This is a genomic window from Camelimonas fluminis (assembly GCF_014656355.1).
GTDB classification, from domain to species: Bacteria; Pseudomonadota; Alphaproteobacteria; order Rhizobiales; family Beijerinckiaceae; genus Camelimonas; species Camelimonas fluminis.
In genome coordinates this window covers 398,775-411,050 of sequence record NZ_BNCG01000001.1, presented here as the reverse complement: position 1 = coordinate 411,050, position 12,276 = coordinate 398,775, and the positions used below count along the sequence as shown (strand labels likewise).

At 63.0% G+C, this 12,276-nt stretch carries 6 protein-coding genes; 2 read left to right on the top strand and 4 right to left on the bottom strand.

What is annotated here, in order from left to right; genetic code table 11:
* Positions 1-2,232: 2,232 nt before the first annotated feature.
* Positions 2,233-4,284, bottom strand: a complete 2,052-nt coding sequence (locus tag IE243_RS01730) for an autotransporter assembly complex protein TamA (protein ID WP_191317599.1) — start codon at positions 4,282-4,284, stop codon at positions 2,233-2,235.
* Between the two features lie 514 nt (positions 4,285-4,798).
* On the bottom strand, positions 4,799-6,025 hold the full coding sequence (locus IE243_RS01725) for an ABC transporter substrate-binding protein (RefSeq protein WP_373301534.1): 1,227 nt from the start codon (positions 6,023-6,025) through the stop codon (positions 4,799-4,801).
* A 620-nt stretch (positions 6,026-6,645) separates the two neighbouring features.
* On the opposite strand from IE243_RS01725, the gene IE243_RS01720 reads away from it, so the two are divergent.
* Together IE243_RS01720 and IE243_RS01715 are read left to right on the top strand one after the other, a co-directional pair.
* A complete protein-coding gene (locus IE243_RS01720) occupies positions 6,646-7,131 on the top strand; it encodes a Ros/MucR family transcriptional regulator (RefSeq protein WP_191317598.1) in 486 nt (161 codons plus the stop codon).
* 1,125 nt (positions 7,132-8,256) lie between these two features.
* Positions 8,257-9,183, top strand: coding sequence for an MBL fold metallo-hydrolase (locus tag IE243_RS01715; protein ID WP_191317597.1), 927 nt, complete (start codon positions 8,257-8,259; stop codon positions 9,181-9,183).
* A 182-nt stretch (positions 9,184-9,365) separates the two neighbouring features.
* Here the strand turns inward: IE243_RS01715 and IE243_RS01710 are convergent, their stop codons facing one another.
* Together IE243_RS01710 and IE243_RS01705 are read right to left on the bottom strand one after the other, a co-directional pair.
* Positions 9,366-10,124, bottom strand: a complete 759-nt coding sequence (locus tag IE243_RS01710) for a DUF1499 domain-containing protein (protein ID WP_244642721.1) — start codon at positions 10,122-10,124, stop codon at positions 9,366-9,368.
* A gap of 332 nt (positions 10,125-10,456) precedes the next feature.
* Complete coding sequence (locus IE243_RS01705) at positions 10,457-12,085, bottom strand: long-chain-fatty-acid--CoA ligase (RefSeq protein ID WP_191317595.1); 1,629 nt, start codon at positions 12,083-12,085, stop codon at positions 10,457-10,459.
* Between the last annotated feature and the right edge of the window lie 191 nt (positions 12,086-12,276).

Here is a 12,276-nt window from a genome sequence, read left to right as displayed (position 1 = left end):
CGAGGGCTGAAACATCATCCAGGTTGGCGGCGCGCACGGTGAGCCGCCCCTTCGCCAGATTGGCGGCGTCGATCGCGACCGCGCCCTGGGCGGTGACGGATCCCATGGCGAAATCCAGCCCCCGGATGTCCCAGCCGCCGGCGGCAAGACGCGCCGCCTCGACGGCGCCCTTCAGCGGCTTGCGATCAAGCTCGCCGCTGAGGCTGGCGTTGGCGACCAGATTGCCGGTGAGATCCGTGGCCTTCACCACCAGTTGCAGCAGCGGCGCCGGACGCCCCAGCATGGAGCCGTCGCGGATGCTGAGCGTCGCGGCGGCGTCAGGCCGGGTCAGCGGTCCGGTCAGGCTGGCCTGAAGCTCGCCCTTGCCGGTCATGCGACGGTCGGCGTAGCGCAGGTCGGCGATGCTCGCCATTGCCTCGATGGCGGACTGGTCTTCCCGCGCCTGACCATTGACGCGCATGGTCGCGTGCGCCCCCGCAAGCGTCAGGTTGTCGAAACCGAAGCCGCCGCGCGGCGCCATCTCCACCGCGCCTGTGAGCGTCACGCGGCCGCCGCTCAGCCCGTCAACGGCCTCGATGCCCGTGCCCAGATCGCGCGCGCCGCCATTCAGTTCGGCGCGAATGCGGTTGAAGCGCGGCTCGCCGGTGAGTTTGGCGCCCAGATCAAGCGCGCCGCTGAGCCGCATGCCGGTGAGCAGGCGCAGGCGGGCCAGATCTGGAACTTTCGCCGACAGCAGGCCATCCAGCCGGCGACTGCCGGCGACGCCCTTGAAATCGACCGCGCCGGAGGCGGTGGCCACGTTGAACACGTCCACGTGAGCCGTGCCGTAACGCCCAAGCGCCGCCCGCAACGTCAGGGTGACCTTGTCGCCGATCGCCGCGTCGAGCCCCTTGTCGGCCAGGGCGACGCCGGCCGCAGTGGCGTCGGCCTGTACGTTGAGGCGCGTGCCGCGTTCGCCAATCACGCCGGTGGGCTCGGCGTCCAGCGTTGCCCTGGCGGAGGCGATGCTGCCTGTCGGCAATTTGGCTTTGGCCAGTTCAAGGCTTGCCTTCACCGTCGGCATGGAGGGCTGGCCGGTAATGCGCGCGGTGAAATCCAGCTTGCCGATCTCGGCGTTGCCGGTGCGCAGCACGCCGCCGTCATTGGGGACGGCGCCAGCCAACACCTTGACGTCGAGCTGCTTGCCGGAGGTCATGCCGCCAGTGATCGACAGGCGGGCCGCCTCGGCCTGCACCGCCAGGTCGTCAAGCCAGAAGGCGCCGTCGCTATTGAGGAAGATGCGCCCACCGAGCCTGGTGTCGCCGGCGAACACCGGCGCCACCGGCGCCGGAAGCACCCCCGAAACACGCGCGTCCATGTCCAGCGCCAGCACGCGACCACCACCTGAAACCTTTTGCTGATCAGGATCCTGCTGCGTCAGCTTTGCCGAACCGCGCGCGGACAGGTCCGGACCGCCGTCAAAGTTCAGATTGGCCGTGAAGCCGTCCAGCGGACCCGCGCCATCCACATCAAGTTTCATCGGCGGCAGGCCGGGGATGGAGGCCAGCCGCGCCACCAGGCCGCCCGCCGGCTCGTTGGCGTGCAACTGCACTTTCAGGTTCTTGTCGGCGGGCGTGAACGTCACCCGCGCGTTGAATTGCCCCGGCGCGTCGAGACGCTTCGCTTCCAGCCGGAAGTTCAGGCCCTGGGCCGGATCGCCAAGCCGCGCCTCGCCATCGGCGCCGATCTGCGCCGCGACGCCCGCGAAGGCTTCGCCCAGGGACAGATCCTTGAGCTGGAACGCCCTGACAATCACTTCCACCGGCAGTTGCGGCAACAGCGGCTCATCGCTGGCCGGCGCAACCTCGCGCTCGGGGGGAACAGGCCGGCGGATCAGCTCCAGCTTGCCAATCTCCAGGCGGTCAATCTCCAGCCGGCCCGACAGCAACGCCAGCCGCCGCCAGATCAGCCGGGCCTCGTTCAGACGCAGCCACGGCCCCTGGCGATCGGAAATCACCACGTTACGGATCGTCGCGTCAGACGAGAGCGCGCCCTCCACCGCTCCCACCGAGACGGTGGCGTTATCGGTCGACAGCACGCGGGAAATCAGGTCGCCCAGCACGGTGCGCTCGGAATCGTCCGAACGGACATCTTCCGGCGCCAGCACCCACGCCAGCGCGCCCAGCGCCAGCAGCACCACCGGAACCAGAAAAAGGGCCTGGCGAAACGACCGGATTTTGATGAACCGGATCATCAGAACGACTGCCCTATGCTGATGTACATGCTGACCGGCCTGTCACCCTTGCGCCGGTCGAGCGGGAAGGCGAAATCGGCGCGGATCGGGCCGATTGGCGTGTAATATCGCAGGCCGATGCCCGCCGATTTGTAAAGCCTGTCCTTCAGGTGCGGCGTGGTGCTGTCAAAGGCATTGCCCGCGTCGAAAAATGGCACGACGCCGATGGTGTCGGTCACCTTGATGCGCGCCTCCAGATTCATCGTCAGCAGGCTGCGCCCGCCGACAACAAAGCCAAACCTGCCGTCCTGGGGACCAAGCGAGTTCAACCGGTAGCCGCGCACCGATGAGGCGCCGCCAGCATAAAAACGGTGGTTCGCAGGAATTTCGCTGAGCCTGGGACCGCCGAGCATGCCGATGGTCACCCGCCCGGCGAGCACGATGCGCGCATCTTCATCGACCGCATAGTAGGTGGAGGCCGACAGCTTTCCTTCGGTGAAATTCACCGTCGAGCCGAGGAACGACGGGTATGGCGTCGCCGAAGCCACGACCTTGAAGCCCCGGGTGGCGTCAAGCGGGTTGTCCGTGGAGTCATAGGTCACCGACACCGGCGTTCCGACCAGGGTGTAGTCGATTGACGACAGCACGTCGCTGGTCTGGCCGCGCTCGACCTTCAGGCCGCCCTGAACGGAAAACACGTCGCTGATGCGATGCCGGATCGACGCCGTCGCCTGCACGTCGCGCACGGTATAGCCGCCATAGCGGTCGCCGCCAGTGCGGTCGCGCTCGGCCATGGCCTCGACGATCAGGTCGTTGCGCGTGCCGCCCAGCGCCGGCTTGATGAAAGTCGCGCGAAAACGGCCGCCGAAATCGCCTTCATTGAGATCCGCGACGCCCTTGCGACGGGTGCCGTCATTGCGCGGCGCGACGAAGATGCTGCCTTCAAGTCGCAGTTGCTCGGCGCCGCCGAACAGGTTGCGGTGCTCCCAATAGGCGCGCAGGTTCGGACCGTCCACCGTGGAGTAGCCGGCGGAAAAACCAATGACGCGGGGCAGCCGCTCCGTTACGTCGACGAAAACCGGGATGCGCCCCTCAGCGTCGAGCCGGTCCGGCGTGGTGACCCGCACGCCGCCGAGTATGGGAAGCTGGGTGAGCGAACGGCGCGTGTCCGCCAGTTTCTTCGGCGAATAGGGCTCGCCCGGCTCCAGATAAATGAAGGAGCGGATGACGCGCGGATCAACCGTGGGGCCATCCCCAGGTCTGGCGCCGCCGGCGTTGCGCACCTCGACCTCGCCGATCGGGGCTTTCTGCCCTGGCGAGACGACAATCGTCGCCGCCATGGTGCGGGTGTCGTGATTGACGGTCGCTGCGATGTCGACGCCCTTTGCCAGCGGATACGACTGGCCGCGATACCAGTCGACGGCGCGGGCGCTGGCGGCGCGCAGATCGCCGGCCCGCGCAGGGCCGCCATCGCCAATTTTCAGCACGTTTGCGGGCAGCCCGGCGCGCGTCAGACTCTGCCCTCGGGCGTCTTTCACGTCCACTGACGACAGGGTGAATTGCTCGCCCGGATTGACGCTGACCGTAACGGGAACAACCTGACGGCCGCGCATGGCGCCGGCGGCGCGGCAGGCCGCCTGCAACGTCGCCTCGCTCACCGGCAATTGCAGCTTCACGCCTGCGATGTCGATGCTGACAGCGGCGTCGTAAAAGCCCTCGGCCCACATGGCGTCGACAATCGGCGCCAGATCGATGGCGGCGCGCTGCGCCAGCGCCATGCCGTCCGGCGGCGCATCCTTCCGCAAGCGGTAAAGCGTCGAAGCGCTTTGCATGGCGTTGGCCAGCGACCTGTGGTCATCCGCCTTGAATTTGACCTCATAGGTCACGGCGTCAGCGACCGGCTCCGGCTTTTTGTCACCGAACAGCCCGAAGAAATCGAAGGCGCGCGCATCCGACGCCGCAGCGGTCAGCCCGAGGGTCGCGACAGGCGCGGCGGCCGAAGCCAGGGCCGCGCCAAAAAACAGTTCCTTACACAGGGGGTTGCGCCACCGCCCCCGCGGCCGCCTCGTCATACATATCTCCGGCCTGTGAACCGCGTCACAGAAGATTCAGTTCGCATCTGCGCGGCATGGCGGATCCGGCAACGGATCCTGAACAGCAGCGGCAGGTCGACTTGCCTGTCCTTCCTGCCATTTTTGTCGCCATTCTGCAGCGTCCCATGCGCAACAGTCGCACCCATTGCGCATTCCGACCATGAAAGCCGAGGTATGAGCGAGAGGTTTCTTTCCCGCGTTAGCAACCAAAATGTCCGCCGTCCGGCGCCACACGTTAGACTTATGGTTCACACAGGATGAACAGGATCGCATTGGCTCACAAATGCGCGAGCTTCGTCCCCGGCGCCGGCGCCCGGATTGCGGAGGCGCGGATTTTTTTCAGACGCCCTCCCCTTCCCGCGGCCCCGCGAGATCCGGCTGGATCCCCTCGCCCCGGTCCATGGCGGCGCCGGCAACGGTGGAAGGAAAACGCCCGGGTCCCTTTCGTTGCCCGCCAGCGACGGGGGGCAACGGGTTCCGGGCGTACGTCCGGTTACTGCCCCGAGAGCAGCGACCCAAACGGTTTCCACTGGCCGCCGGTGAAGCGGGCCAGATAGCCGGAGCGCAGGGGGCGATAGTCATCCGGCGTCGTGTTGAGCGTAATGCCGTCCAGCAACATCGGCAGCGCCACGCCCTTCATTGTCGCCGCCTGCTTCATGACATTCTCACGCGACGGGTTATCGCCGGCCGCCTTGAGCACCTCGGTCATGGCGCCGGCGACAGTGTAGCCGTAGACGGCGTAGAAGTCCGTGGGATCGATGCCGGGCGCGTACTTCTTCATGAAGTCGAGGTAACCGGAAACCTTGCTGTCATTCTGCGTGTCCGCGCTCACGGTCCTGAATGACAGCATGGTGATGATGCCTTCCGCCTTGTCGAGGCCAGCCGGCTTCAGGATCTGGTCAGGATTGATACAGCTGCTGGCGAGAAACCGCATGGGCCGCCAGCCAATTTCCCAAGCCTTGCGGATGGCCTGGGAGCAGGCGCGCGGCGTGACGCCAAGAATCATGAAGGCTTCCGCCTTCGTGGCGGCCAGCGCCAGCACCTGGGAGTCGACTGTCGGCTCGGTCACCTCAAACGGCATGGCCGCGGCGATTACCTTGTCCGCGTCGGCCCCGAGCGCCTCGCGCAGCCCGCGAATGTATTCCTTGCCGCTGTCATCATTCTGGTAAAGCACCGCTACGCGCGCCTTCGGGTCGTTCTTGCGCATGTAGTCGAGGTAGATCCGGCCCTCGGTGCTGTATGGCGGCTGCCAGGGGAAAGCCATGGTCAGCGGGAAGTTCTTTGGATCGTTCCATTTCCCCGCGGAGCTGATCAGAAAGATCAGCGGCACGCCCTTGCCGCTGAGATACCGCTGGATAGCCGAGCTGGGCGCCGTGCCCATGGTCGCGAACATGAAAGCAACCTGGTCATCTTCGACCAGCTTTCGCGTCTGCTCCACTGTCTTTGGCGGCGAGAAACCATCGTCCATGGAACGCAGGTCAATCTTGCGGCCATTCACGCCGCCCGCGTCATTGATCATCTTGAAGTACGCGGAAATGACCTTGCCCGTATTGCCGAGCGCTGACGCCGGCCCGCTGTAAGGCATGGTGTTGCCAATGCGAATTTCCTTGTCAGTCACACCCGGCCCGGTGAACTTTTCGGCGCTGGCGAACGCGGACCCAAACAATACGGCAAGCCCTGCCGCCCCGGACAGCGCTCCCATGCGCAACCACTGGTTCATGATCATTCCTCCCCATTCGACGGAAACGCTGTCTTGTGTTTTCTTGCGCTTCCACCACCTGCGCGGCGCCTGCCGGCGGCGCCCCGCAAACATAAGACGTCCACCCCACAGATTGAAACCAGATCATGAAGACGCTGACGCATCCACGATCTGCATCGCTCAATCAGCGTGACGCGTTTTCCTGTCGCCATGCCTCACCCGGGCTTTTACAAGAGGCCCGCGATCAAGCGCAGCAGATCGGGCGCAGCCTGCAGGATCTTGCCAAAGGGCTCTTGCAAACGTTGGCCCCGTCTCGCCCTGCTCCCAGGGGGCAGGCGCGCCGCCGGACGAGACACACAGTTGCCAGGCGTCGACCTGAATAACCGGACGCACCAAGAACATTACGCACGTAATATAATTTACGTAATAAAATTTACGCGCGTAAATCAGATTATCAAATATTCATCGCTTCACATAAAAAACAAATAAAATTCAAAATTAGACAAAATCCTTGTTGCAGCCCCCCAGAAAACCCACTAGCTTTCAAAAAGTTGCAACAATTAAATCATTCAAGCCCCCCCGATCCGTATACCGGTGCAATTTCGGGCGTTCGTGGCGTCTGTGTTTTTTGGAGCAAACTCATGTCACAAGCAGAAGCTGAAACAAGCCTCATCAATCTTACAGCACGTATCGTGGCCGCCTATATTCAAAACAATGCTATTGACCGATCACAAGTTACAGAAATCATTAGCTCAGTTCATGCGTCGCTCAACAAGATATCTGGCGCCAAAGTTGAGGCCCAAGAACAGCAAAAACCAGCCATTTCCATCCGAAATTCGATCACGCCAGACTATATTATTTGCCTTGAGGACGGCAAAAAATTCAAGATCATGAAACGCCATCTCACGACAGTGTACGGCATGACTCCGGCCGAATACAGAAGGAAGTGGAATTTACCGCCTGATTACCCGATGGTCGCGCCAAACTACGCAAAATCGCGATCTGAATATGCACGGGAAAAACAGCGCCACACGGCGGTCATTCACAATCTCAAAACGGGAACGCGAGCCAGGGGAAGAGCTCTCGCGCGCGAGCATAGCTTGCCGGTCATCGTCAGGCCTGGCTGATATTGCTTACATGCAAGCCAGACGACCTATCCTGGCGCCCTGATATTCTCTTACGTCAAACTGGGCTGGCCCGAACAACCGGATCAATGCCGGCTGTTCGGGCAGAAGGCGCATCACGGGCGCCAGCAGCCGGGAGATTTGGAGACTTGGAGACTTGGAGACTTGGAGACCTCGGGATCACCCAACCAGACAAAATCGCAAACAGGGCATGCGACGACCGAATTTCCAGCAAATTCCAGTACGCGAATTTTTGGAATTAATTTTCATATATATCAACTCTAAATACATAAATGATTATGCCAATCTTAAATTATACATAATTTTAGCATGAAATTACAAATTTTTGCAAAATTACTAATTACAATTTGCGCTCACCATATATTCCATGGCTTTCAGAAAACTATACCTTACACAGAGTGCCATGACGCCAAAATCCAATGCTTCCCTCAATTGGGGCGCTCATTGGGCCCTGGTTAGATCGAGGTCGCGCAAAGTATGTCCAGCGGGGTCATGCGTCACGCTGGGTTGAGCTTTGCCCATCGCGGCTGCATTCAACACTCCCGCGACTGGCGGCCTGCTCCTGGCGCTCGGATCGACTGAAACGGTGCGGGCGCTGCGAATACAAGCACAAAAAAGACCGCCAACAATTTCCCGTTCCTCGGTAAATCTTATGATCTATACATTGCAAATCACATGAAATGGATATTATATATAATATATCCCGCTCCAATATGGATTTAAATCCAAAATACCCCCCTACTCACACATCGGGCTGGCTCCGCAAAGGCGCCGCGGTGCGTGTTCGCGGGAAGCATGCAGCGGCGTCTGCCTGGAATGCGTTCTCAACACTGCACGACATAACGCCACGGATCGCCAATGCCCGGCCTCTCCTTGGACACGGTGCGCCGCTCCTGCGCCCAGAACGCAAGACCGCACCATCCCGCCCCTCTCCTGCCCCCCTGTCCTTTCTGGCTCTGGCGATCATCGCAAGGCTGCGCTAGTTGATAGACAGCGGCGCGGCTCCGGCAAAAGTCATGGACTTTTGCACGGCGGACCGTGACAAAACCAACAGGACAGAGCGCCTTCGCCACCAGCATCCGGGAAAGCGCTCCGGGAGACAACGAGATGGCCCAGCAGACGCAAGGGGAAGCGCCCTTTATCAAGGAGTTCGATGTTCCTGCCGGCGTCGCCATGGAGCTCAGCCCCCTCGTTCGCCGGATTCTTGTCGACAATCCAGGTCCCTACACCTTTCGGGGCACCAACACGTATATCGTGGGGCGCGGACGCATCGCCGTCATTGATCCCGGCCCCGTGAATGATGCGCATTTGCAGGCCATCCTCGCGGCAACGCAGGGCGAGACCATCACCGATGTGGTGATCACCCACACGCACAGGGATCATTCCCCGGGAGCTGGACCACTGGTTGCCGCCACTGGCGCGCGCCTGGTTGGCTGCGGCCCGCACCGGCCCTCCCGCCCCCTGGGCGAAGGCGAAGGCGCCAGCCTCGACGCCAGTGCTGATCTGGAATACGCGCCGGACCTCATCCTCGCTGACGGCGACTCCATTTCCGGGCCTGGCTGGACCCTGACCGCCATCGGGACGCCCGGTCATTGTCTCAACCATCTGGCCTTCGCCTTGCCAGAGGAAAACGGCCTGTTTTCTGGCGACCACGTCATGGGCTGGTCAACCACCATCGTGGCCCCGCCAGACGGCTCCATGTCCGACTACATGGCTTCGCTGGAAAAACTGCGCGGACGGTCGGAAAACGTTTACTGGCCGGGACACGGCGCGCCGATCGCCGATCCGCAGCGGCTGGTGCGGGGCCTGCTCGTCCACCGTCGGCAGCGGGAAAACGCCATCCTGGCGCGACTGGCCGAAGGTGACGAAACCATCGACCAGATTGTCCCGCGCCTCTACGACGGGCTGCCGCCAGAGCTGATCGGCGCCGCGGGCCTGTCGGTTTTCGCTCACCTGGAAGACCTGACCAATCGCGGCAAGGTCGTCACCGACGGTGCGCCGAAGCTCAAGGGGCACTATCGTCTGGCGTCATGATGCCCCAGGCGGCGGAAGTGCGGGCATGGGTCCGGGCGTCGCGCGACGTCCGCCCCCGCAGGTCGCGGATGCCCCGGCGTCGCGGCGCATTGTCGTGGCCTGGAGCCTTCCAGGCAAATTGGACTCCGCTTTTCATCCGGTGAGACAGGGCGCATCGGGCAACCGCACGTCACTGGAAATGCTTACCCCTCGTCGACCGCCTGAACCGCCTCGTGCAGATCCAGTATCCGCTGCACGCCTGAACCTGGACTGTAGCGGCCGAACACGGACACCACGCGCACGTCCAGTTGCGCCCCATCCGCTGTCGGACGCACGCGAACGGCGACATATTGTGGAAAGCGCAGCAGATCGCTCCTGGCGACAGCCTCGAACTGACCTCCGCCATCCGGCGCATCCACCGTGTCCGTCAGGGTCCAGCCGAGAGAGAGCGCCGCCGTTTCCGCCGCCTTCAGCGCATCAGCCGGCTGCTGGTCCAGAAATAGCGGCAGGGCCATGAGGCGCGCCTGATCAGCCGCCGCCCGTTGAACCGGCGGAGCCGGCGGCGGAACAAAGCCGCTCCGCCCCGCCGCCGCCCTTGCTGTCGTGGCGAAGGCCGGGGGCGAAAACGTATCAGTCGAAAGGTCTGTCTGGTCTGGCGAACGCCAGATCTGCGCGGCGAGAATCGCCGGCCAGGCCAGGGCCAGACAACTGATGACAAAGCCATGCATGGCGGCCGTGGCGCCACGCAATCCCTGCCGCCACACCACGACAAGGCCCGTGATCGCCAGCAACAGGGCGATGGCTGACAGCATCCAGCCCGTGCAGATCACCGCGATCACCGGCCAGGATCCCACATCGCCGAAGCGCGCCGCCAGAACGCCGCCAATTGTCACGAACAGGCCAAACCAGGCCAGCTTTGGCGAGAACCCACCAGCGCGCGTCCGCGCTTCCGTCAGACGCATCCGCTTCAAGCCATTCGCTCCATTGTCTCAAACAATCGTCCGCACCGGCTCCACCCCGCACGACGCGGGCTTCGCGTCCGGAGCCATATCAACCAGACGGAAGCGTCCGGCCAATCAGAATTCGCTCAAACGAGAAAACCGGAGCGGTTTCTGATCCAGATTGATCTGAACCGCTCCAGAGGCAACCCCGGACTGGGCCACCATGGCGGGGCGCTCCAGCGAACGCTGGCCCTCCGCGGCGCCTCGCAGGGTTGCTGCGTCGTCCGCCGCCTGTCAACCGGCGGCGGGACCGGCGCGTCGCCATGAATTGTTGGCTCCCCGAACTCCTGGCGTCAGGCCGTAGGCAAACGGTAGTTCGCGAACTGCCCTCGCAGCTCCATTTTCTGGATCTTGCCGGTGGCGGTATGTGGAATTTCGTCCACGAACACCACGTCGTCAGGCATCCACCATTTGGCGATCTTGCCCTCCATCCAGGCGAGGATCTCCGCCCTGTCCGGCGCCCGCCCCTCCTTGCGCACAATCACCAGCAGCGGCCGCTCGTCCCATTTGGGATGGGCGACGCCGATCACCGCCGCCTCGGCGACATCCGGGTGACCCACGGCAAGGTTCTCGATGTCGATGGAGGAAATCCATTCGCCGCCAGATTTGATGACGTCCTTGGCGCGGTCGGTGATTTGCATGGACCCGTACGGATCAATGGTCGCGACGTCGCCGGTGTCGAAATAGCCATCGGCGTCAAGAATTTCGCCGCCCTCGTTGCGGAAGTAAGCGCTCGCCACCGCCGGGCCACGGGTCTTCAGCCGGCCAAAGGTCTTGCCGTCCCAGGGCAGATCCTCGCCGGCGTCATTGGTGATCTTCATCTCCACGCCAAACGGGGCGGCGCCCTGCTTCACCTTCAGGTCGAACAGGGCCTCGCGGTCGAGCTCGCCGTAATCCGGCTTGACCATGCCGCTGCTGCCGATCGGGCTCATCTCGGTCATGCCCCAGGCGTGGCGAACCGAAACGCCATAGCGGCTCTCGAACGTCTCGATCATCGAACGCGGGCAGGCCGAACCGCCAATCACCACGCGCTCGAGGGTCGTGGGCCGCAGGTCATTGGCCTCCATATGCTGCAACAGCATCAGCCAGACCGTTGGCACGGCTGCGGTAATGGTCACCTTGCCGTGCTCCAGCAGTTCATAAACCGAAGCGCCGTCCAGCTTCATGCCGGGCATGACCATGCGCGCGCCCGACATCGGGCCCGAGAAAGCCAGGGACCAGCTGTTGGCGTGGAACATGGGCACGATCGGCAGCACCGTGTCGCGCGACGACAGGCCGAGCACGTCAGGCGCCATGCACATCATGCCGTGCAGCACGTTGGAACGGTGAGAATAGACCACGCCCTTGGGATTGCCCGTGGTGCCGGAGGTGTAGCACATGCCAGCGGCCGTGTTCTCGTCAAGACGGACCCAGGCGAAGTCGCCGTCGACCTCATTGATCCAGTCTTCATAAGCGATCGCGCCCCGCAGGCTGGTCTGCGGCATGTGGGCGGCGTCGGTTAGCACAATGAAACGCCGCACCGTCGGAATACGATCCTGCAGCGCCTCCATCAGACCGACGAAGGTCAGATCCAGGAACATCAGCCGGTCTTCGGCGTGATTGGCGATGTAGGCGAGCTGGTCCTCGAACAGGCGGGGATTGAGCGTGTGATAAACCGCGCCAACGCCGGTGACGCCATACCAGACTTCCATATGGCGCCATGTATTCCAGGCCAGCGTCGCGATGCGGTCGCCGGGATTCACGCCTTCTTTCGCCAGGCGTTTGGCGACCTTGAGCGAGCGGGCGCGGATATCCGCATAGGTCGTCGTGTGGAACGGTCCCTCGATCGAGCGCGTGATCACTTCGCGGTTCGCATGTTGTATCGCCGCGTGATCAATGATCCGGTGTATCAACAGCGGCCAATCCTGCATCAGACCCAGCACGTTTATCCTCCCGTTGGCGTTGTCCCGGCCGCGCGCCCGCCACAGGTTCTGGTTCGCGCCCGACAGAACCGATCATCGTCCACGCGCGCCCGATTGCAATGGTTTATGTGTAAACATGTGTGCTGATAAGAAGGCGCTGGCGGCGCCGATCGCGGCGGCGGCATTTGGCAGGACCTGGAGGCGACAGTGAA

Coding starts and splice junctions, on each gene's coding strand:
- IE243_RS01730 (WP_191317599.1), bottom strand. CDS start 4,284: ATGACGAGGCGGCCGCGGGGGCGGTGGCGCAACCCCCTGTGTAAGGAA.
- IE243_RS01715 (WP_191317597.1), top strand. CDS start 8,257: ATGGCCCAGCAGACGCAAGGGGAAGCGCCCTTTATCAAGGAGTTCGAT.
- IE243_RS01725 (WP_373301534.1), bottom strand. CDS start 6,025: ATGAACCAGTGGTTGCGCATGGGAGCGCTGTCCGGGGCGGCAGGGCTT.
- IE243_RS01710 (WP_244642721.1), bottom strand. CDS start 10,124: ATGCGTCTGACGGAAGCGCGGACGCGCGCTGGTGGGTTCTCGCCAAAG.
- IE243_RS01720 (WP_191317598.1), top strand. CDS start 6,646: ATGTCACAAGCAGAAGCTGAAACAAGCCTCATCAATCTTACAGCACGT.